The sequence below is a fragment of the Bacillus sp. V5-8f genome, assembly GCF_002863565.1.
Classification (GTDB): domain Bacteria; phylum Bacillota; class Bacilli; order Bacillales; family DSM-1321; genus Peribacillus.
In genome coordinates, this window is record NZ_PGUW01000004.1 from 266,205 (window position 1) to 288,697 (window position 22,493).

Genomic DNA, 22,493 nt, shown 5'->3' on the forward strand with positions numbered 1-22,493 from the left:
GAATGTTGACACTTAACGGGTGAGCAGCATGGAGGAAGACCGGATATGAGAAAAAGGGACGGGAGGAAAGGAAATGAATGAATACCGCGACTATGGAACCCAAGTAGCACAATGGGCGGAAAGTATATCCGAGCAGCTGGATCAGCATGGATTGCAGGAGAAACTAGTTAGGCGCTTAGAGGAAGTGCAGGCCCTGTCCGCTTCCGTTATCCATGGAAATGCTTCCGAGGAAGAAATCGAATTATTGCGCCAGACTGCGCAATCACTGTATGACGAAGCTGATAAATTAATACAGGATGCAGCCCGTGGGGAGCATAATGAGAATCATAGAATGAAATCAATTGAACCCGGAAAACACACTTTGCCGCCGCTCCCATATCCATATGATGCATTGGAGCCTGCCATTTCAGCTGAAATCATGAGGCTTCATCATGATCGCCACCATAAGACTTATGTAGACGGTTTAAACAAAGCGGAGCTCATGATGAAAAAAGCCAGGGAGACGAATAATTTTGAGCTTTTGAAGCACTGGGAACGGGAAGCAGCCTTTCATGGCTCTGGCCATTACCTTCATACCCTATTCTGGGAAGTGATGGCACCTGGCGGGCGAGGAAGGCCGGAAGGAGAACTGCTGAAACAATTAGAAAAGGATTTTGGCAGCTTCGAATCGTTTAAAAAACACTTTAGCGAAGCTGCTAAACAAGTGGAGGCAGTCGGGTGGGCCCTGCTTGTTTGGTCGCCGCGTTCAAGACGATTGGAAGTATTGCAGGCAGAAAAGCATCAGAACCTGACACAGTGGGATACAATCCCTCTTCTGGTACTGGATGTTTGGGAACATGCTTATTATCTGCAGTATACAACGAACAGGGCGTCCTACGTAGAAAATTGGTGGAACGTCGTAAATTGGCCTCATGTTGCCGGAAGATTTGAAGCTGCCCGGAAGCTTGTATGGCCAGCTTTTTGACTTGGTTTATTCATGGATACGGAATTCACGGCCGATTGGCTCCTGCCGGTCGGTCTTTTTTATGATCAAAATTTTTCTGGGAAGCTTCCTTGTTGCTCGCGGGGCCTGTGCCATAGGTGATGATAGCCGGCATTCCTTTTTGATTATTTTTATTCATAACCCTTGTCCCCTTGCATAAACTTGTACAAAACATATAGGGACGAGGGAATATCCATGAATTTTTTATATAAAAGGATTCCAATATTTTTGATTATTCTTTTGACTATTTCTTTATATCCCGCCCGGTCGAATGCCTCACTGCCAGTCAGTGCACATAGCGCTGTATTGGTGGAACAGAAAAGCGGCAGGGTCATTTATGAGCATAATCCTCATGAAAAAAGCAGGATTGCCAGTATTACCAAGATCATGACGGCGATTTTGGCTATTGAATCTGGCAAGCTTGATGAAACGGTAACGATAGGAGGCCAGGCAGTAGGTACTGAAGGGTCTTCCCTGTATTTAAAAAATGGTGAGAAGATAAAGCTTGAGGATTTAACGTATGGGTTGATGCTCCGCTCGGGAAATGATGCCGCTGTTGCCATAGCTGAGTATGTTGGCGGAAGCTTGGATGGTTTTATATGGATGATGAACCGTAAAGCCGAGGAGATCGGCATGAAAAACACCCACTTTTCGAATCCGCATGGACTTGATAATACTAAGGCCCATTATTCAACAGCCTATGATATGGCGATGCTTACCCGTTACGCAATGAATAATGAAACATACAGGAAGATTTCTGGAACAAAGGTTCACCGTGCGCCAAATTCAATGGAAAGCTGGGATTATGTGTGGCGGAACAAAAACCGGTTGTTGACGCAGTTATATGAGTATTGTACGGGAGGAAAAACCGGATACACAAAGCTTGCCAAACGGACATTAGTGACTACCGCTTCTAAGGATGGCCTTGATTTGGTAGCAGTAACGCTGAATGCTTCAGATGACTGGAATGACCATATTTATATGTACGAGTCTGCCTTTAAGGAATATAAAAATACGGAAATTTTATCAGCCGGTTTGATAAAAGAGGTCAAAAAATCCCCATATAAGGGTAACGTTCATATAAAACATACTTTTTACTACCCCTTAAATGAAAAAGAACAGAATGATATTACGGTTAAAATAAAACTTCTTAAGCCGGAAAAACATTGGAAATCGAAAGAAGACTTTCCAGATAAAGTTGGGATGGCAAAGGTTTATTTAGGCCGGGAGTTGATCGGAACCAGGTCGATTTTTTACGGAAAAGCACGACAAACATCCATCAGACAATCGTGGGGCTCTCTATGGAAAGAAACGTTTATCTATACAATGGGGTTAAAGAAACATGGTTAATTATTTATGGGTTGGTATGACAGTCATTGGTGTATTGTTCGCCATGGTTAACGGAACGATTGATGAAGTCAACGAAGCCTTGTTCAGGAGTGCAAAGGATGCAGTCACCCTATGCTTTGGACTAATGAGTATCCTTGTTTTTTGGCTGGGCTTGATGAAGATCGCGCAGGAATCCGGCCTGCTTGATAAGCTGTCCGCGCTTTTCAGGCCAGTAGTGCGGCGGCTATTCCCTGAAGTCCCGCCGAACCACCCAGCAATGGGTTATATTCTTTCGAATATGATGGCCAATTTTTTTGGCCTTGGGAATGCAGCCACACCACTCGGGATAAAGGCAATGGAGCAATTAAAAGAATTAAACGGGGGCAAGGCGACGGTAAGCCGGTCGATGATCACTTTTCTGGCGATCAATACTTCGAGCATAACCTTGATCCCGACAACTGTGATTGCAATCAGAATGACGTACCACTCAGCAAGTCCTACGGATATTGTTTTCCCAACTATTATGGCAACTGCCATTTCAGCAGTGGCAGCCATTGCAATTGACAGGTATTTTTACTTAAAGCGCAGCCGGAATGGGGTGAAATAATTGCACTGGATGACCACGGTTTCGGTTTGGATGATTCCCCTATTAATCTGTTTTATTCTCATTTATGGAACCGCCAAAAAGATTCCTACCTATGAGGCATTTGTTGAAGGTGGAAAAGAAGGAATCACGATGTCCTTCTCGATCATTCCATTTTTAGTGGGGATGCTTGTTGCAATATCGGTTTTCCGGGCATCAGGGGCACTTGATTTCATTGTCCAATTTTTAAAACCGCTCCTGGAGTTGCTGCATATTCCTGCTGAAATTTTGCCCCTTGCTATTATCAGGCCGATTTCTGGGACTGCAGCGCTGGGAATGACAAGTGATTTGATTTCGTTTCATGGACCTGATTCATTCATTGGCAGGCTTGCAGCGACTATTCAAGGAAGCACAGACACTACCTTTTATGTCTTGACTGTATATTTTGGTGCCGTGGGAATTAAAAAGATGGGAGATGCCATCAAGGTTGGCCTGCTCGCGGACCTTGTGGGAGTTATCGCAGCTATAGTAGTTGTCACATTAGTATTTGGAACGAATTGAATGCTCGAAAAAAATGACAGCGAAAACGCTGTTTTTTTGCGTTTGCCGATTACTATTCGAAAGTTGTCAGAAAATATGAAATTTTGGTGAGAGAAATCTCCATATGGTAAACTCTTAAATGAAAGCAGGGTTCACGCTCTCACTGATGTAATTTTTTTATAACTGATGTAAACAATGAAGGTTAGGTGGGTGCGGAACTAACAATATATTTGTTTTTTACTGCAATGTCCCATAATGGATGAATGGCTGATGGGGCGGGAACAGAAATCTAGGGAATTTTAAGAGGTGAAAGCTATGGAGCGTTTACAAAAGGTTATTGCCCACTCGGGGCTTGCTTCAAGAAGAAAAGCGGAAGAAATGATCAAGGAAGGAAAAGTGAAAGTTAACGGAAAAATCGTTACAGAGCTAGGTACAAAAGTGGGTCCAACCGACAAAATTGAGGTCGATCAAGTTCCGGTTACAAAGGAAGTTCCGGTTTACTATTTGTTTTATAAGCCACGCGGGGTTATTTCTGCGGTATCGGATGATAAGAATAGGAAGGTTGTCACAGACTTCTTTCCTGAGGTAATAGAAAGGATATATCCCGTTGGCCGCTTGGACTATGATACATCCGGGCTGCTGATTTTGACAAATGACGGCGAATTTGCGAATACCTTAATGCATCCAAAGCATGAAGTGGATAAGGTATATGTGGCAAAGGTAAAAGGTATTCCTCTTCGCGAGAATCTACGCAAGCTTGAACGAGGGATAATTCTTGAGGATGGTAAGACTGCTCCCGCCAAAACAAAAGTATTGTCAATTGATAAGAAAAAGCAGACTGCTATAGTCGAAATCACCATTCACGAGGGAAAGAACCGGCAGGTAAGAAGAATGCTTGAAGCCATCGGACACCCTGTATTAAAGCTAAAACGGGAGAAATATGGTTTTCTTACATTGCACGGGCTTTCTGCTGGTGAGTCGAGGGAACTGACCCCCCATGAAGTGAAGCAGCTGCGGGCTTTGACAGTTACTGACCAAAATCGGTTGCGATGACTGACTTTTCAGGGATTATGTGATTTTTTCGAAAAAGTAAGAATATTGTCACATAACCTTCAAAAATGTGAACAAAGTGTTCATATTGTTAAATGATATAATGGAGGGACGAATATTACTGGAAGCAAGGGGAGTTTATATGGAGAAGAAAAAAAAACGCCTGGTAATAAGGACAGTCATCCTCTTGTTATTGGGGGCAGCTTTGATCTATACCTTATATGCTAACTTTACAAAAGACGTGAATAGTGCAGCAAAGATTGGCTCAGAGGCTCCGGATTTTGTATTGACAGACCTTCAAGGCAATAAGCATAAGCTATCAGATTACAGGGGCCAAGGGGTTTTTCTGAACTTCTGGGGCACATGGTGCAAGCCTTGCGAACGGGAAATGCCATATATGGATAACCAATATAAAGCATATAAAGATCAAGGTGTGCAAATTTTGGCTGTCAATGTAGGTGAATCCAATTATTCAGTTCAGAATTTTGTAGATAGACATAAACTATCTTTTCCAGTGCTAATCGACAAAAATTCACAGGTACAGACCGCTTATGATATCGACCCCCTTCCTTTTACCTTCCTTATTGATAAGGATGGAAAGATTGTTGATACTGCACAAGGGGAATTGACGGAAGAAATCATTGAGAATCATATGGAGAGGATTAAACCTTAATTACGGGGAGTTTTCTACATGGCTGATGTAAAATGCGAATGCGGGCATATGAATCCGCATGGAACGGTCCTTTGCGAGGCATGCGGCAGGATTCTGGATGAGTCACAATCAGAAGCGAAACTTGTGGACATGCGCTACGAGGGAAGTGCCAGACGTTCGCAGGTCTACAATAAAACGATTATTGATAAGATATGGAACTTTTTTTCCTCGGTTAAGGTCGGCGTCTGGCTAATTGTCATCACGTTGGTAGCTTCTGCAGCCGGTACGATTTTTCCCCAGGAAATGTACATACCTCCGACAGTGACGGCAGACCAGTACTATGAGCAGGAATACGGGTGGTTTGGAAAATTATATTACAATCTCGGCTTTCATAACCTGTATAGCTCATGGTGGTATTTAATATTAATAGCGTCTATCGGCATGTCAATCTTAATTGCGAGTATTGACCGCTTTTTCCCACTATCCCGTTCTTTGAAAAAGCAAAGAATAGCAAGGCACGACGGCTTTTTAAAACGACAGCGGATCTTTGGAATTACAAAGACTGAAGACAATGAGATAGATTTCAAACTGATTGAAAAAGAACTAAGGGGTCACCGCTACAATGTACGAGTGGAAAACGGAAACATCCTGGCTGAAAAAGGGCGTTTTTCCAGATGGGGTCCCTATGTCAACCATATCGGGTTGATCGTATTTCTTGTTGGTGCCATGCTCCGGTTTGTCCCTGGAATGTATATCGATGAGCTTCTGTGGATCCGTGAAGGGGAAACGAAGGAGATTCCCGGCACAAAAGGGGAATACTTCCTTTCCAGCGAAAAGTTCATCATTGAGGTATATGAAAAAGACAAAGAGCATGAGAACTTTTCCAATGCCATCGAAAAGAATGGAATGATAGCTAAAAACTATCAATCTAATGTTACTTTGTATAAGCGAGAAGGCAACACATTACCCGGGGAAGACCCGAAGCTTACAAAAATTAAAGACCATAAAATTAAAGTCAACCTACCGCTAAAATTTGACCATTATGCTGCTTACCAGGTCGACTATAAGCTGGATGAGCTTAGCAAAATGAAATTTCATCTCACAAACAAGGAATCCGGTAAAAAGTTCGGATTGATGATTGTGGATTTGTATGATCCAAAACCGAAATATGAATTGGACAAAGGCTATTCCGTGCAATTGATGAGCTATTTTCCGGATTTTGAATTTGATGAGAATGGAGAGCCGAGCACGAAATCAAAGATTCCCAATAACCCGGCATTCATCTTTAAAATGTTTACACCTGAGAAACCTAAGGGAGAGGTAAGTTTTGTGGCCATTAAGCAGACGCTGGAGCCTTTAGGCGAAAATGACTATAAGCTTGCATTCGCCGGAATCGATACCAAAAACGTTTCAGCCTTAACAATAAGAAAAGATTTAACTCTCGGTATTCTTATCGCGGGAGGAATCATCTTCATGGTCGGCGTAGTTCAGGGTGCGTATTGGAATCATCGCCGTATCTGGATTCACAAGAAGAATGGGGAAGTTTGGTGTGCTGCCCATACGAACAAAAACTGGCATGGCTTGAAACGGGAAATAAACCGGATTATCGAGAATACTAGTCTTATAGAACCGGCCGACCAGCTTCAAGACGGGAAGCCATCAAAAAAGGGGAAGATTAATAGTGGCTCAATTAAGCAGTAATCTTTTATATATTGCATTCGTTTTATATTTGGTTGCTACCTTTTTCTTTGCAGGTTCCATTAAGGATAAAAGAGGGCAGGCAGATAAAGGGCAAAATAAGTGGGCGTTCTTTGGTATCTGTGTAACATTAGCTGGATTCATCTCGCAGCTTGGCTATTTCATTGTAAGATGGTTGGCAAGCGGCCATGCCCCGGTAAGTAATTTATTCGAATTCACAACCTTCTTCGGCATGATGCTTGTCGGTGCTTTTATCATAATCTACTTTATTTATAAAACACCAGTGCTTGGTGTATTTACGCTTCCTGTAGCGGTTCTTGTTATCGCCTATGCCAGCATGTTCCCAAGGGATATTTCTCCTTTAATTCCTGCGCTGCAGAGTGACTGGCTTCATATCCATGTCACGACAGCAGCAGCCGGGGAAGCGATCCTTGCTATCAGCTTTGCGGCCGGGCTGATTTATTTATTGAAATCAGTCGACCAATCAAAATCCAATAAAAGCACATTTTGGCTTGAAGCCACGATGTTTACTTTAGTTACGACTCTCGGCTTTGTCGTAGTGGTGACTATTTTTTCATTCATGGATTATAAATCGGATTTCGCCTATATTGACAAGAATGAGGTAGAGGCCAAACTCACATATAATGTACCTGCATTGATCGGGCCTCATGAAGGAAAACTGTTGACAGCGGATCGAATGGAGCCTCTAATTGAAGTCCCTGCCATCATAAATGCCAAGAAATTGAACACGGTTTTATGGTCGATCTTTGGGGGAGTCGTGTTGTATGGCATAATCAGGCTTATCCTTCGAAAAAGGATATCTGCCCAGCTTCAACCACTTGTAAAGAATGTTAACCTAGACTTGGTTGATGAGATAGGCTACCGTTCGGTGTTAATCGGTTTTCCAATTTTTACGCTTGGCGCGCTTATTTTTGCAATGATTTGGGCTCAGATGGCCTGGACCCGTTTTTGGGGCTGGGATCCTAAAGAGGTATGGGCTCTCATAACATGGTTGTTTTATGCAGCCTTTCTTCATCTACGGCTGTCACGCGGCTGGCACGGGGAGAAATCGGCGTGGCTTGCCATGATTGGATTTGTTATAATCATGTTTAATTTAATAGCTGTAAACCTTGTAATTGCCGGGCTGCACTCATATGCGTAAAGCAATACCGGCGCAATGAGGATTTTCTGTACACTAGTTAGAAGGGGATGAAGTCGGGCTATGGAAAATGGAACAAGAATTTTAGTCGTGGATGATGAAGAAAGAATCCGACGGTTGTTAAGGATGTACCTTGAGAGGGAGGAATACATCATTGACGAGGCGGAAAATGGTAACATTGCTTTAATGAAAGCGTTTGAAAACGATTATGATTTGATTCTGTTGGACCTAATGATGCCTGGCAAGGATGGGATCGAAGTGTGCCGCGAGTTAAGGGAAAAGAAGTCGACTCCTGTTATCATGCTAACGGCTAAGGGAGAAGAAATTAATCGTGTCCAGGGGTTTGAAGTCGGAACAGACGATTATATTGTCAAGCCATTTAGTCCGCGTGAAGTAGTGCTGCGGGTCAAAGCTCTGCTTCGCCGTTCATCTAAAACAAGCTACATTCAAACAGAAACCACAACGAAGGATGTTATCGTCTTTCCACACTTAACAATTGACAATGATGCACACAGGGTTACCGCTGAAGGAAATGAAGTATCTCTGACGCCAAAGGAATATGAACTTTTATATTTTCTGGCAAAGTCACCTGACAAAGTTTTTGACCGTGAGCAATTATTGAAGGAAGTATGGCATTATGAATTCTTTGGAGACCTTCGGACAGTTGACACCCATGTGAAACGTTTGCGGGAAAAGTTAAACCGGATTTCCGAAAACGCCGCAAAAATGATCGTCACAGTTTGGGGCGTTGGATATAAATTCGAAGTGATCAATGACTGATGTTTTGGCGCAGTGTAGTCGGTAAGCTTTGGATAACAATATTGCTTTTGGTTTCGTTTGTCCTGATCATTCTGACGGTACTATTGCTAGAATTTTTTGAAAACTTCCAGATTAATGAAGTGGAAAATGAATTGACAAAAAATGCGAAGCGGATTGCAGAAATTGTTCACTCGAATAATAATACGGATCAGGCTCTCCATATTGCGTCAAACATGATCGGTGATGAAACAAAAATGCTGGTATTTGAAGGGGACAATGTCATTTTTTCAACCGACCAGAAAGACTCCGGTGTAACACCCGAGTTTTTAATGGAAGATAAGGACCTTGCTCAGGTATTTACCGGAGAAAAAACAATAAAAAAAGAGATGCCTTTACCAATAGCAGGTACAGATAACCAGAAATCCTCGGCTATTGTGGTTGGAGTGCCTCTGGAAGTGAAGGGTAAGTTTGATCAGGTTTTTTTGTACCAATCTCTTAAAGAAATGCAGGAAACAACCCGGTCAACAACTAAGTTTATTTTGCTTGCTGCAGGCGTCGCGATTATATTGACTACCATTTTTGCGTTTTTCCTATCAACGCGTATCACCTCACCGCTTAGAAAAATGCGGGAAGCCGCCTTTGAGGTCGCAAGAGGCAAATTCGATACAAAAGTGCCGATTTTGACACAGGATGAAATCGGCGAGCTGGCAACTGCCTTTAATCAAATGGGGAAACAGCTAAAGTTTAATATTCACGCTTTGAGCCAGGAAAAAGAGCATCTTGCAAGCATTCTTAGCAGCATGGCTGACGGGGTGATAACCTTTAACAAAGATGGAACCATCCTTGAGACCAATCCTCCTGCAGAACGCTTTCTTCAAAGCTGGCATTATGAAAAAGGATTCAATCGGGAAAATGGCAATACTGTACCATCCGTCCTGATGAACCTATTTGACCAGACGGAAATGCTTGGTAGAGAACAGATAGGCGGGATTTCGCTTCAGGGCCGGGATTGGGTTCTCATTGTCAGCCCGTTATATGGAATGGAACAAATACGGGGGGCTGTTGCGGTAATTCGCGATATGACCGAGGAACGGAAGCTCGATAAACTACGCAAAGATTTTATCGCAAATGTATCCCATGAATTAAGGACGCCAATTTCTATGCTGCAGGGATACAGCGAAGCGATTATCGATGATATTGCCCAGAGCGAGGAAGAGAAAAAAGAGATGGCGCGTGTGATTTATGATGAATCATTACGGATGGGGCGCTTGGTCAATGATCTTTTGGATCTAGGCAGAATGGAGGCCGGCCATATCACTCTCAATTATGATAGTGTGGAGTTGCATCCGTATTTAAACCGGATAGCTAGCAAGTTTCATGGACTCGTTAAGGAGAAAAACATTAAGATCTTAACCAAAATGGAGAATGAAGGCATTATTTGGGGATTTGACCCAGACCGGGTAGAACAGGTCCTGACTAACCTCATCGACAATGCCATCCGCCATACTCCTGAAGGCGGGACTGTGGAAGTCATCCAGCGATCAGAAGATCGGTACGGGCTTATCATTGATGTGAAAGATTGTGGGTCAGGAATTCCTCAGGAGGACCTTGCATTTGTATTTGAAAGGTTTTATAAAGCAGATAAAGCAAGAACAAGGGGCCGTTCAGGAACAGGTCTTGGCCTTGCGATCGCTAAGAATATTATTGAAGCCCACGATGGCTATATCGCCGTAAACAGCCTGGAAGGAAAAGGGACCACCTTTACTTTCAACCTGCCGCGAAAAATGAAAGAAAAGGAATAAGAAGAAAAAAGTTTGACGGATTTTCTTGTTTCACCAGAAACAAACAGGGAAGGGCTCGAATGCCCTTCCTTTTATTTTGCAAAAAGTCTATAGTTGAATTGTAACGTTTTGATTGAATATTTAGACTAACAGTATAACGGGGGAGGTGGATTATGGACTCCGTTTTTCAGGAAATCTATGAAAAATACCATCATCATGTATTTCAGTTTCTTTTTTATCTTGTGAAAAACAGGGAAACGGCTGAAGATTTAGTTCAAGAAGTCTATATTAGAGTCTTGAAATCCTATCACCGGTTTGAAGGAAAAAGCAGCGAAAAAACTTGGCTTTTTTCCATCGCAAGAAATGTAGCGATCGACCATTTTCGAAAGCAAAAAAGCTGGAAACAGAGATTGCTTGAAAGCTTTGACTGGAATCGGCAAGATGTACGAGACACCAGTCCCTTGCCAGAGGAGATTGCATTAAAGAATGAACATATCCGCGTGATTTATAAGAGCCTTGACCACTGTACTATAGATCAAAGGTCAGTCATTATACTCCGTTATATCGAGTCTCTTTCGATTACAGAAACGGCCCAGGTACTTGGTTGGACAGAAAGCAAAGTAAAAACCACACAGCACCGTGCTTTGAAGGCTATTAAAAAAATATTGGAAGAAGAAGCTGGAAAGGAGGGGCGGACGATTGAAAAAATCCCAATGGAATAAGGAAGACATAGAAGAACTATTGAAAAAACTGCCAGAAATTAAAGACAAACGCAATCCAAATGAAATGTTTCAAAGCGTTATGCTTAAAACAGGCAAGCAGAAGAAAAGAAATTGGATTCCTATAATTGCAGCAGTTTCAGCCCTCTTCCTGCTGGCAGTACTTGCTTCCACCCAGATGACAGGTCATAATCAAACGGCAACCGAGAATGCAAAAATTGAGAAAAAGGCGGAAAGTGGCGAATCACAGAGCGGCAAGGGAGCATCCATACATTCACAGGATCCTTCGCGAAGTGATGCATTCGAAGAAGATAAAAGAACTGGTAAAAATGAAAAAGAGGCTTCGGTGGCAGATGAACAGGAAGAAACTTCCCGGGACAATTCGGCAATAGAGGTCAAACGCAAGGGGGCAGTTTTGCTGAGCTCCTATTCAGTCATCGCTTCTAACGCAAAATCTGATTCTGTTATTACGGTAGGAGTTCCTGATAAACAGGCCAATTACGTGGTTCCTGTTACTTACATTGCGGATGAAGATGTTCCAGGCGGGAAGCAGGATCAACTATTGAAAGCCATGTCTGTTGTAGATGAAGAAAGCCTTGGTCTAGCAGAGTATTTTCCACTTAATGTGAAAATGACTCCGGAAAGTGAAGGCCGTACAGTTAACATTGATATTCCTGCCGGCAGTAAACTGTTGCTAGAGGACATGTTATTTTTTTCTGTTATGCAGGAAACATTTAAGTATCAGGACATCGAAAAGTTGACTTTTTCGTCTGAAGGAACGCCAGGTGTCGAGTTTTCTCATATGGGGCCTTTACAGGAATTAAAAATTAATCATACGGATAACAAGGCGTATTTGTTCTATCAATTGGATGATTCAGCACCTAAATTATTGGTTCCATCCATCAATGCCTATCAGTCGATGGAGGAAGCCATGGTGGCAATGAAGAACGGAACAGGAGATCAAACAATCCTTCCTTCCATTCCAATGGGCTTCACATGGAACAGTGTGGAAAAGCGGGGTAGCAATGTGATTATTGAAGTGAACGACGGTACAGACCTTAAGGATAATGATGAATATCTGAGGGCACTGGAGGCGATCCTTTTTACCGCAAAAAACTTTGGATATCAAAATGTAGAATTCAGAAATGCAAAACTTGAATCGATTGGTCCATATCATTTAAAAGAGCCAGTCCCTGTTCTTGTTGCACCTAACAGAATGAATTGAGTATTTATGATCCGTCTCTAGAAATTAGGCGGATTTTTGTTTTTTTAAAAGTAACCCGGCTCATCAAACAATAGAAGGATGCATAATATTTTAAAGCCCATCAATAATAAAGAGCATGGGGAGTAGCAGCAGGTATGTGTTTCCAGTTGCCAGCATATGATTTTTAGAGACTTTGCATTATAGCGGTAAATATGGCTGGGAGGCAATTGAATGGTTGACTATGCGAAACGTTTTTTGATTGTGGTCATTTTGGCTGTGTGTATCGGGCTTTTGTTTATGGGGGGAAAAATAGGACATGCTTCGCAGTTGGCTGGATCACCCCCTAAGGAGAATTGGTTGTGGCCTGCCAATGGGGTGGTAACAGACAACTTTGGCACAAGGGAAGGAACTCATAAAGGAATTGATATCGCAGCGGAATTAAACACAGATATTTTAGCTTCGGATGCTGGTACTATATCGAAATCATATTATTCAAGTAGTTATGGAAATGTTATTTTCGTAAAGCACAGCACCGGTTTTGAAACAATATATGCCCACTTGAATAAACGGATGGTCAAGGAAGGTGATGAGGTAAAGCAAGGTGAGGTGATTGGGAAAATGGGCAATACAGGGAGATCCCGGGGTGTACACCTGCACTTTGAATTGCACAACAAGGAATGGACAGCGGATAAAAGAAATGCCTTGAATCCCATGGTGGCCTTAACCAAATTCGGCAATGACTATCCTGGCGAGTTTAATAAAGAGAAGGAATCAATTGCTGTTTCAAGACAATTGGAAGAAAAAACGGCTTCATCACCTAATAGTAATGCCTTGGAGGCACAAAGTACTTCTATACATATTGTCCAGAAGGGTGAAACCCTATATAGTATAGCAAAGGTCCATTCTACAGATGTGAATAGTCTTATGAAGGTAAATCAATTGCAGAATGACACCATCCGTCCTGGTGCTGCTTTGATGGTTGGTAAAAATGAATAATCAACCTTTTGTGTAGAGGAAGTAAGCTCTGAGAAAAAAGCATTACTTCCCTTGATATGAAAAAAGCTGTATCGGCATTAAGTCGTACAGCCTTTTTACTTTTACAGAGACACTCTATACATGAACGAATGGATTCCTTCTTTCATGCACTGGGAACCAATTGAACCCATTTGCTTAATCAAATGATAGAACGGCTGGACCTTCTCAAACTGTCTTTTGAAATAGCACAAAGGCATAGAAAAATTAACTTTTAAGTTGCTACACAAACTATGAAAAATCGTATATACTGAGAAAAGAGTTAAATAATTTAATAGTCTATCTTCGGGGCGGGGTGTAATTCCCCACCGGCGGTGATGAAGCAAGTCCCTTCTAAGCCCGCGAGCCTTCTTGAGGCAGGATTTGGTGAAATTCCAAAGCCGACAGTATAGTCTGGATGGGAGAAGATGGAGGTTTCTAGAAGACGTTCACAAAACGTGCGTTTGAACGTTTATTTGATGCCGCCAAGTATCCCAATAATTCTAAGAATTATTGGGTTTTTTGCTGGACGGCAGGATATCAAATTTCAGGAGCCTTTCCTCTTTTTCGTGGGGTAGACAACACAAAAAGAAGGAGAGAATCATATGAATCACTCAAAAGTAAGAAAACTTGTGTCATTGGCTATGCTTGGCAGCATATCATATGCTTTGATGCTGTTAAATTTCCCTTTTCCCGGGTTACCGACCTTCCTCCTGATCGATTTTAGTGACATACCTGCGTTGATTGCTGCATTAATCTTCGGGCCTGTGGCTGGAATTATTGTAGAATTCATCAAGAATTTACTTGATTGGGTAATGACCGGAAGCCTGACTGGGATACCCGTTGGCCACATTGCCAATTTGTTAGCCGGTGTTCTTTTCATCCTTCCGACGTACCTTGTCTATAAAAAATTAAGCTCAAAAAGAGGGATGACCTTCGGGCTTATTTCAGGAACGCTAACTATGGCATCCCTAATGAGCGTGTTGAATTATTATGTATTCCTGCCTGCTTATACCATTTTCATGGGGTGGGAATCGATGTCCTCTCAAGAAGCGAGACAGTTTATTACTACTGCCATCCTACCTTTTAATATTCTTAAAGGTATCCTGATTACCGTGGTATTCATGCTTCTATTTTCAAAGCTGCAACCATGGCTTAATAAACAAACTTTTTATAAAAATGCTTAATGAGTAAGACATGACGAACATAGAGGGAAATTTTAAATTCTCTCTCTTTTACAAAGGCCAGCTTATGTACTCTGTAGGAGAGAGTATCAAGCTGGCCTTTAATAAATTTAATAAATAAAAAACCATCTCTTCTAAGAGATGGTTAAAGGCTTATTCAAACTTCAGCGGGTCCCCGTCAAAAGGATCATCAGCAACTTTAATTGAATCCGTAGGGCAGCCTTCGAATGCATCCATCATATCATCTATGAGTACATCCGGAATTTCTACGATTCCTTCGTTATCATCTAGCGTTACGAATGCGATCCCTTCATCATCATAATCATAAATGTCGGGTGCAGCAGCACCACAGGCACCACATGCGATACAAGTATCTTTGTCAACGATGGTATACTTCGCCATAAATTAACCCCTCCCAAAACAACAAATATTTTTCCTATAACAGAAACATGAAAATTCCAATTCACATACCTATTGTAAAACTGATACATAAACTTTTCAATAGAAATCTAGTTATAGTCCGTCTTATCAAAAGGGTTTACCGTATGGTCAATATAATAGCCCATCCTAAAAAATGTGAGAAAATTTCAGAATGTAATGACTGAATTGATCCATCTGTTTGTTATATTCTGTTACAATAGGAATGATGCATACTTTCGTATATTTTATTTCAAGGTAGTGATTGTTGTGTTAAAATCGACCTTTTTAGAATCAATTTTGCTAAGGTGCTTGAACCAATTTAATGGTGAAAGGAGCATCTTTGCGATATACCATTTATTAAAAGGGAAGAAATCATCCCAAACTATACAGGATTCACATCTTTTTGGCTTAAGAACGCTTTTTGCGGCCTACCCTATGATCGACAGGGGATATCTTCATTCCACATTGGGGGTTTTTTGTAAGAACGGTTGGGCCCTTCCGTTGGAAAGAAATCATCACTACCGACTGACAGATAAGGGGAAAGGCGTATTAGATTCATACATGAAAAACCAGCCTTTTCCTTCCTCCCTTGACGGCTGGAAATTTCATGACCTTCAATCCATCTTCTGGGGAAGGCTTTCGCTTCTTGTTCAGTCACTTTCTCATATTATCCACGAACAAAATCGATTCTATCCCATACAAAGAGAAGCTGGCATACAAGGTTGGGTCAAACAATTTTTGAATCAGTGTCCCTTCAGCAGGGACGACATAGGACATTCTTTATATGAAGAGCTGGCCAATCTTCTTGAAAGAAGAACGGAAATGGAACGATATATTTTTGTGATGCGTTTGTCGGGTGCACACAGAATAGGAAGCACCTACAGCCAAATATCAGAATCAATAAAGTCGGATGAAGTCTATGTTCGATTCGTTTTTCTGGGGACAGTGCATTTTATTCTTAATGAAATCAGAAACAAGCAAGAATTATTCCCGATTCTTTTTTCCGTAATTAAAGAATTTCCAGAAAGCTCAGACAAGCCTCTTACAGAATCGACAAAGCTGACCTTAAGAATGCTGGAGGAAGGAATGGGTCTGGATGAAATTGCCGTCTTAAGAGGTTTAAAGGCAGCCACAATTGAAGACCATATTGTGGAAATAGCGCTTGCCATGCCAGGCTTTTCAATCTCGCCATTTGTTTCCGCTGAAGATGTACAAAAAATACGTGAAGCTGTACATAAAGTTAACACAAAACAGCTTAAGGTAATCAAAAGTGAATTAGGAGACTTTCCTGTCTCTTTCTTTCAGATACGTCTTGTTTTGACAAGGGGAGGTGTTTTGTCTTGATGCTGGAGGAATCTTTAAATCAATATTTCGGATTTCAAACTTTTCGCCCTGGCCAAAAAGAAATCATCACTTCGCTGTTGGAAGGACATGATACTCTAGGTATGCTGCCGACTGGGTCGGGAAAGTCTCTGTGTTATCAACTGACCGCTTACCTGTTGAAAAAGCCTGTCGTGATCGTTTCCCCGCTTCTTTCACTGATGCAGGATCAGGCTGAACAACTCAGGTTTATGGGGGAAAAGAGCGTGCTGACATTGAATTCTTTTCTTGACCCGAGTCAAAAAAGGGAAAGCCTGAAACACATTAATCGGTATCGATTTATTTTTTTATCTCCTGAAATGCTTGCAGGAGAAAGTGTTTTACGGGCTCTAAAGAATGTAAATATTGGGTTATTTGTCGTTGATGAAGCGCACTGCATCTCCCAATGGGGATATGATTTTAGGCCTGACTATTTAAATCTCGGACATGTCCGAAATCAGCTTTCCAATCCTTTAACACTTGCTTTAACTGCTACAGCCACAAGGGAAGTAAGGGAAGATATCGCCAAACAGCTCTGCTTGGAAAATGTGCGGCAGCTCATTTCATCTGTTGACCGTGCGAATATAGCTTTATCGGTGGAAATGGTGCAAAAGCACGAAGATAAACTGCAAAGACTTTTAGCGCTTGCCAGGGAAACGGATGGACCCGGAATCGTGTATTTTTCCAGCAAAAAAGCGGCCGAATATACAGCCTCATATTTAAAGGAAAATGGTATTGAAAACGTCTCTTTTTATCATGGAGGAATGGAGCAGGAACAAAGGATACTCATACAGAGACAATTTTTGAACGGGCAATTGAGGATAATCTGCTCGACAAGTGCCTTTGGAATGGGAATTAATAAGGAGAATGTCCGGTTCGTTGTCCATTTCCACCTTCCACCCGGAATGGAAGCGTACGTGCAGGAAATCGGAAGGGCCGGCAGGGATGGCAAGCAAAGCGTAGCCATCATTTTATACAGTGAAGGTGATGAGGGGCTTCCCCTTCATCTTTTCGAGCAGGAACTACCGACAGAAGCACAATTGGAGGGGATTTTTTCTTATTTGGATATTGAAAGGGGTTTTTTGGGGAAAATCTCGTCAGCCATCGAGGAAACGATCATGAGGCAATTTTCTCTAAATGAATCGCAGTGGCGGTTTATCCAGCACTTCATTCGGCTAAATATAGAAAAATACGGCGGGGCTAAATTAAAGGATGTAATAAAGCGTTACGTGGCGATACGGAGAGAACATAAGACAGAGAAATTGCGTTTGTTTTTCAGGTGGCTTAGGTCGAAGGGTTGCCTGCGCGAAGGGCTTGTACGCTATTTCGAAGAGGCATCAGTACCTTTAAATACGAATTGCTGCTCAAACTGCGGACTGGATTCAAAGGTATTAGAAAACCAAGTCATACAAGAAGCTGGGAATATCGAAAATCCTTATAAAGGCTGGAAGCAGGAATTAGGGAAAATATTACTGAAAGCAGAAGGCAAATATGAAAAATAAGCAAGCCGAAATCATCAAGCAGCTAACAGACAGAGAGCTGCATATAAACTTATTTCTTACCCAAATCATTCTTTTGACAGTGTCGGCTGTTCTGGGAATCTTTTTATTCGAGGACCGATCTGCCTTTTTTAAGTTACTCCGTATCAAAGATTGGAACATCTTGTTAATAGGCGGTTCTGCGGCAATTATCGTCATTTTATTTGATCTTTTGGCGATGAAGCTTTTGCCCGAAAGCTACCAGGATGATGGGGGCGTAAACGAGAGGATTTTTAAAAGCCTTTCTTATCCAATGATTTTTGTAGTGGCTTTGTCGGTTGCGCTTAGTGAAGAGATATTGTTCCGAGGAGTGATTCAAACACATCTCGGGCTGTTTTGGGCAAGTTTCATCTTCGCTCTGGTTCATTATCGCTATCTGTTTAATTGGTTTTTGTTCCTGAATATCGTTGTGCTTAGCTTTTTTATTGGGGTGATTTTCGAAGCCACAGAAAACTTGCTTGTTACAATTTTCTCTCATTTTTTGATTGATTTTATACTTGGAATCATTGTAAAAACAAGGGATAATGGCAATTGAGGATTATAATGACAGAAAGAGGTTAAGAGAGCATGGAACCGGATTTTAACAAACCTCGCCAAGGCATGGTACCAGGGATAAATATAGAACAGGGGGCAGAAAGAAAATCTTTACCATCAAGAAGTGAATTGCAGCGAAGAAAAAAGAAAAAGAAGAAGCGTAAAATTAAATTTCCTATGCTTAAGCTTCTTGCCTTGTTCTTTGTTTTGATGCCAATTTCCTTTTACATGATTTATATGTACTATGGACAAGGTTCCACAAAAAGAGTACAGGAAGAAGCCCCTTTTGAAACGATTGAATGGAAGGGGGAGGCTGAAGAAGCCGGCCTTAATACTTCTACTGAAGATTCATTAGGTGATGCTGACAGCAGTTATCAGGAAGAGGAAAATGGCTACAAAGTTATTCGCCATACTGTCCAGGAACATGAAACTCTCGCCGGGATTTCGGAAGAATATTATAGCTCTGAAGAAGGCATTTCATTGATTAAGAAATGGAATGGTCTCGAAGGGTCTGAAGTCAAGCCTGGCCAAACTTTAAAAATACCAATAAAACAGTAATGGCAATGCCTTTCGGCGCAATGGAATACCAGCGCGCGGGAAGGCTTTTTTTGTTTACGGCCAGGTTTATGAGATTGATGGCATAAAAAAGAAAAAGGCAAATATATTTATTTTGAATGAACGTAGCAGGAGGAGGAACGGATTTGGAACCTTCTATGATTTTATTGGACGAACATACAGATCAGGCAACAAAGCAAATGCTGCACAATGTGATTGTAAGGAAAAGGAAATTTGATAAAGCAAAAAGGACTCACGAGCTGAGCATCTGGGCCTCCATGGGAATGGCGGCAATCATGCTGCTTTATTTGTATTTTTATATTGCCCGTCCTTATTCATATTCCTTTTTTGACATGTTCAGTGCGTTTGTCGATGATTTTAATCATTTCTTTTTTCTTGTGGCAACGATTGGCTTATATGGCCTTATGATTCTTTTTAAGCAAAAGCGTGACAAAGCAGAGAATGAATATCATGCTTTGCGCTGTGAAATCATCGATAAAAGCAAGGACCTTTGGAAGCAGGAGGCACAATGGAAAAACCGCCATAAAGTTTTTGAAATGATGAAGAACAACTATGACATCAACTTGTATCATGAAAATAAATAACGGTCTTGTGATTTTTTACTGCCTCTTACCTATCTCTGGTAGTCAAATGGTAAATAAACGAAGTTGGAATCGCTGATAAAGCATACCAGGGTAAATAATATTGAAATACTGTTTCATCCATTCTTCCGTAGAATCAAAGATAAAAACTCCAATGTCCTAATCCTATCGTCGGTTCGTTCAAGAACATCTTGTTGACACAACCTGAAGCGAGGGGATATTATTAGTGAGAAAAAGAATAGATTAACTACTAGGGGTGCCCTCTATATGGGCTGAGAGAAAAATGCACAATTTTCAACCCTTCGGACCTGATCTGGATTGTACCAGCGTAGGAAAGTAGTCAAGCGGAAATTTTTTCTGTTACTAACTAAGCCAGGTCCTTTTTAGGGTCTGGATTTTTTAATTTAGGAGGATGATGGGGATGGATTTGAAGAATCAAGTAGTGCTAGTAACAGGGGGCAGCCGAGGCTTAGGCAGTGAAATAGTTAAAGCTTTTGCCAGAGAAGGAGCTAAGGTTGTTATTAATTACTTTAATAGTGAGGAAAGAGCGCGGGATTTACAAAACCAAATCGGAAATCAAGCAATTGCTTTAAGAGCAGATATTCGGAATGCCGATGAAGTTCAATCGATGTTTAATCAGGCGAAAGAGCATTTTGGACAACCGATAACCACAACAGTTAACAACGCCCTGGTTAACTTTCGATTTGATCCCGTTGCAAAAAAGGATGCATCGGCGATTTCCTGGCAAGATTTCCAGGAGCAGCTTGAGAGTGCCGTCAAAGGCGCATTACATACGTTGCAGGCTGGACTGCCTGATATGAAAGCAATTGGCTTTGGAAGGATCATTAATATTGGAACCAACCTTTTTCAGAATCCAGTTGTTGCCTATCATGATTACACCACAAGCAAAGCCGCTTTGTTAGGTTTTACACGAAATATGGCCAATGAACTGGGGCAATATGGAATTAGCGTAAATATGATTTCAGGAGGGCTCCTGAAAATGACGGATGCAAGCTCGGCTACATCACCTGAGGTATTCGGATTAATTGAGTCCAGTACACCGCTTCGAAAAGTAACGGACCCCGCGGAAGTAGCCGATGCGATTGTATTCTTTGCATCGCCATGGGCAAGGGCTGTAACTGGGCAAAATTTGGTGGTCGACGGCGGCCTGGTAATGGATTAAATCAGGAGGTATGCGAAATGTTAAAGGGGAAAATGATCGAATCTTTAAAAAAGGTTAGGAATGAAAATCCGCTCGTACATAATATTACAAATGTAGTTGTTACAAATTTCACTGCTAATGGACTCCTTTCCCTGGGCGCGTCACCTGTTATGGCATATGCAGCAGAAGAAGTGGCCGACATGGCGAAAATTTCCGGTGCTCTTGTGTTGAATATAGGTACACTTACCCCCCTTGAAGTTGAATCCATGATAATAGCAGGAAAATCGGCAAACCAGCATGGGGTGCCTGTTATACTCGATCCGGTCGGTGCAGGAGCAACTGCCTATAGAACCTCTACAGCAAAAAAAATAATGGAAGAGGTAAACATATCGATCATAAGAGGCAATGCAGCTGAAATTGCAAATGTTTCCGGGGAACAATGGGGAATTAAAGGAGTAGATGCCGGACAAACCGAGGGAAATGTCGTGGACCTTTCGATATCTACAGCAAAGAAACTCGGTACCATTGTAGTGATTACTGGAAAAGATGACGTTATTTCCGATGGAACGACCACATATGCGGTTCATAACGGACATGCCCTTCTGACAAAAGTGACCGGCACTGGTTGTCTATTGTCTTCTGTTATTGGAGCTTTTGCTGCCGTGGAAAAGGATTTAGTTCTGGCCTCCTTATCCGCGCTCACGTTTTATGGAATTGCGGCTGAAGTGGCTGCCGCTAAAACCGCGGACAAAGGACCGGGAAGCTTTCAAGTTGAGTTTCTCAATCAATTGTCCATGATTTCTTCCCACGACATTGAACGAGGAAGTTCATTAACAAAGATAGAATAGAAAGGGGCCAAACAACTATGAAAAAAGCTTTAACAATTGCCGGGTCTGACAGCGGGGGAGGTGCCGGAATTCAAGCCGACATCAAGACATTCCAGGAACTGGATGTATATGGGATGTCTGCGATAACCGCTGTAACGGCACAAAATACACTGGGTGTGCAAGCTGTGTACCCAATGACAGCAGAAGCGGTGGCCAGGCAAATTGATTCGATTGGCGAGGATATAGGGGCGGATGCTATCAAAACAGGAATGTTATTTGATAATCAAATAATCGAAGCTGTCACAGAAAAAATAAAGCAATACCAATGGGAAAATGTTGTGGTAGATCCTGTGATGATTGCAAAGGGAGGAGCCTCATTGTTGCAATCAGAGGCTGTACATGCATTAAAAAAGCATTTATTACCTCTTGCCATGGTGATTACCCCGAACATTCCTGAAGCTGAAGTGCTGGCTGATATTACGATCCGTACCAGGGAAGATAAAGAGGAAGCCGCCAAAAGAATTTTGGCCTTGGGAGTGAAAAATATCATTATAAAGGGCGGTCATGACGAAGATCCCAGCCAATCGGTTGATTTATTTTTTGATGGCAGTAATTTTAGTACTCTCACTGCCAAGCGCATCCCCACAAAAAATACCCATGGCACGGGATGTACTTTTTCTGCGGCAGTTGCAGCCGAGCTAGCAAAAGGAGCCGGTGTTTCTCAATCTGTTGAAAAAGCAAAAAAGTTCATCCAGGCAGCCATTGAAGGTCAAGTACCAATAGGGCAAGGACATGGTCCTACCAATCATTGGGCTTTCAGAAAAAGTTCGATAAAGGAGTAGGAA

24 protein-coding genes and 2 riboswitches are annotated in these 22,493 nt (G+C 41.9%); of the genes, 22 read left to right on the forward strand and 2 right to left on the reverse strand.

Annotated features, from left to right (window positions below; translation table 11 throughout):
• Positions 1-73: 73 nt before the first annotated feature.
• Entirely contained in the window at positions 74-964 is an 891-nt protein-coding gene (locus CUU64_RS05310) for a superoxide dismutase (protein WP_101632230.1), read from the forward strand.
• A 25-nt stretch (positions 965-989) separates the two neighbouring features.
• Here the strand turns inward: CUU64_RS05310 and CUU64_RS22475 are convergent, their stop codons facing one another.
• Positions 990-1,121, reverse strand: a complete 132-nt coding sequence (locus CUU64_RS22475) for a hypothetical protein (protein ID WP_257985432.1) — start codon at positions 1,119-1,121, stop codon at positions 990-992.
• Positions 1,122-1,177: 56 nt separating this feature from the next.
• Between CUU64_RS22475 and CUU64_RS05315 the strand changes: the two genes are divergently transcribed.
• From CUU64_RS05315 to CUU64_RS05375, 13 genes are all read left to right on the forward strand, one after another.
• Positions 1,178-2,332: a D-alanyl-D-alanine carboxypeptidase family protein gene (locus CUU64_RS05315; RefSeq protein WP_101632231.1), complete on the forward strand. Its 1,155-nt coding sequence runs from the start codon at positions 1,178-1,180 to the stop codon at positions 2,330-2,332.
• Positions 2,325-2,918, forward strand: coding sequence for a nucleoside recognition domain-containing protein (locus CUU64_RS05320; protein ID WP_101632232.1), 594 nt, complete (start codon positions 2,325-2,327; stop codon positions 2,916-2,918). Before CUU64_RS05315 ends, CUU64_RS05320 begins: the two co-directional genes overlap by 8 nt.
• A gap of 9 nt (positions 2,919-2,927) precedes the next feature.
• Positions 2,928-3,455 carry a spore maturation protein gene (locus CUU64_RS05325; RefSeq protein WP_257985453.1) on the forward strand — a complete coding sequence of 176 codons (528 nt, stop codon included), beginning with the start codon at positions 2,928-2,930 and terminating at the stop codon, positions 3,453-3,455.
• A gap of 294 nt (positions 3,456-3,749) precedes the next feature.
• Positions 3,750-4,487, forward strand: coding sequence for a pseudouridine synthase (locus CUU64_RS05330; protein ID WP_101632234.1), 738 nt, complete (start codon positions 3,750-3,752; stop codon positions 4,485-4,487).
• A gap of 139 nt (positions 4,488-4,626) precedes the next feature.
• A complete protein-coding gene (gene resA / locus CUU64_RS05335) occupies positions 4,627-5,157 on the forward strand; it encodes a thiol-disulfide oxidoreductase ResA (protein WP_101632235.1) in 531 nt (176 codons plus the stop codon).
• Between the two features lie 18 nt (positions 5,158-5,175).
• A complete protein-coding gene (gene resB / locus CUU64_RS05340) occupies positions 5,176-6,837 on the forward strand; it encodes a cytochrome c biogenesis protein ResB (RefSeq protein ID WP_101632236.1) in 1,662 nt (553 codons plus the stop codon).
• On the forward strand, positions 6,818-7,996 hold the full coding sequence (ccsB, locus tag CUU64_RS05345) for a c-type cytochrome biogenesis protein CcsB (protein ID WP_101632237.1): 1,179 nt from the start codon (positions 6,818-6,820) through the stop codon (positions 7,994-7,996). The genes resB and ccsB overlap by 20 nt, the downstream gene beginning before the upstream one ends.
• Before the next feature lie 60 nt (positions 7,997-8,056).
• The gene (locus CUU64_RS05350) at positions 8,057-8,773 is read left to right on the forward strand and encodes a response regulator transcription factor (protein ID WP_101632238.1); all 717 of its coding nucleotides are present in this window, start codon (positions 8,057-8,059) and stop codon (positions 8,771-8,773) included.
• Positions 8,770-10,554 (forward strand): ATP-binding protein, encoded by a 1,785-nt coding sequence (locus CUU64_RS05355; protein ID WP_101632239.1) that lies wholly within the window; start codon positions 8,770-8,772, stop codon positions 10,552-10,554. The genes CUU64_RS05350 and CUU64_RS05355 overlap by 4 nt, the downstream gene beginning before the upstream one ends.
• A gap of 152 nt (positions 10,555-10,706) precedes the next feature.
• Positions 10,707-11,255, forward strand: coding sequence for an RNA polymerase sigma factor SigX (gene sigX / locus CUU64_RS05360; RefSeq protein ID WP_101632240.1), 549 nt, complete (start codon positions 10,707-10,709; stop codon positions 11,253-11,255).
• On the forward strand, positions 11,233-12,477 hold the full coding sequence (locus CUU64_RS05365) for a hypothetical protein (protein WP_101632241.1): 1,245 nt from the start codon (positions 11,233-11,235) through the stop codon (positions 12,475-12,477). The genes sigX and CUU64_RS05365 overlap by 23 nt, the downstream gene beginning before the upstream one ends.
• A 210-nt stretch (positions 12,478-12,687) precedes the next feature.
• The gene (locus CUU64_RS05370) at positions 12,688-13,452 is read left to right on the forward strand and encodes a M23 family metallopeptidase (RefSeq protein WP_101632242.1); all 765 of its coding nucleotides are present in this window, start codon (positions 12,688-12,690) and stop codon (positions 13,450-13,452) included.
• A 313-nt stretch (positions 13,453-13,765) separates the two neighbouring features.
• Positions 13,766-13,901: riboswitch (FMN riboswitch) on the forward strand.
• 171 nt (positions 13,902-14,072) lie between these two features.
• Positions 14,073-14,654, forward strand: coding sequence for an ECF transporter S component (locus tag CUU64_RS05375; RefSeq protein WP_101632243.1), 582 nt, complete (start codon positions 14,073-14,075; stop codon positions 14,652-14,654).
• A 150-nt stretch (positions 14,655-14,804) separates the two neighbouring features.
• Here CUU64_RS05375 and CUU64_RS05380 read toward each other — a convergent pair whose 3' ends face one another.
• A complete protein-coding gene (locus CUU64_RS05380; RefSeq protein WP_101632244.1) occupies positions 14,805-15,053 on the reverse strand; it encodes a ferredoxin in 249 nt (82 codons plus the stop codon).
• Positions 15,054-15,338: 285 nt separating this feature from the next.
• Between CUU64_RS05380 and CUU64_RS05385 the strand changes: the two genes are divergently transcribed.
• The 8 genes from CUU64_RS05385 (at position 15,339) to thiD (ending at position 22,490) form a co-directional block, all read left to right on the forward strand.
• Positions 15,339-16,415 (forward strand): YpbB family protein, encoded by a 1,077-nt coding sequence (locus CUU64_RS05385; RefSeq protein ID WP_180954468.1) that lies wholly within the window; start codon positions 15,339-15,341, stop codon positions 16,413-16,415.
• A complete protein-coding gene (locus CUU64_RS05390; protein WP_257985454.1) occupies positions 16,415-17,932 on the forward strand; it encodes a RecQ family ATP-dependent DNA helicase in 1,518 nt (505 codons plus the stop codon). Before CUU64_RS05385 ends, CUU64_RS05390 begins: the two co-directional genes overlap by 1 nt.
• Positions 17,922-18,503, forward strand: coding sequence for a CPBP family intramembrane glutamic endopeptidase (locus tag CUU64_RS05395; protein ID WP_101632247.1), 582 nt, complete (start codon positions 17,922-17,924; stop codon positions 18,501-18,503). The genes CUU64_RS05390 and CUU64_RS05395 overlap by 11 nt, the downstream gene beginning before the upstream one ends.
• 32 nt (positions 18,504-18,535) lie before the next feature.
• Positions 18,536-19,060, forward strand: coding sequence for a LysM peptidoglycan-binding domain-containing protein (locus CUU64_RS05400; protein WP_101632248.1), 525 nt, complete (start codon positions 18,536-18,538; stop codon positions 19,058-19,060).
• Positions 19,061-19,203: 143 nt separating this feature from the next.
• Entirely contained in the window at positions 19,204-19,662 is a 459-nt protein-coding gene (locus tag CUU64_RS05405) for a YpbF family protein (protein ID WP_101632249.1), read from the forward strand.
• Between the two features lie 239 nt (positions 19,663-19,901).
• Positions 19,902-20,011: riboswitch (TPP riboswitch) on the forward strand.
• 69 nt (positions 20,012-20,080) lie between these two features.
• A complete protein-coding gene (locus CUU64_RS05410) occupies positions 20,081-20,842 on the forward strand; it encodes a 3-oxoacyl-ACP reductase (protein WP_101632250.1) in 762 nt (253 codons plus the stop codon).
• Between the two features lie 17 nt (positions 20,843-20,859).
• Positions 20,860-21,669, forward strand: coding sequence for a hydroxyethylthiazole kinase (gene thiM, locus CUU64_RS05415; RefSeq protein ID WP_101632251.1), 810 nt, complete (start codon positions 20,860-20,862; stop codon positions 21,667-21,669).
• Between the two features lie 17 nt (positions 21,670-21,686).
• A complete protein-coding gene (gene thiD / locus CUU64_RS05420) occupies positions 21,687-22,490 on the forward strand; it encodes a bifunctional hydroxymethylpyrimidine kinase/phosphomethylpyrimidine kinase (RefSeq protein ID WP_101632252.1) in 804 nt (267 codons plus the stop codon).
• Positions 22,491-22,493: the final 3 nt, after the last annotated feature.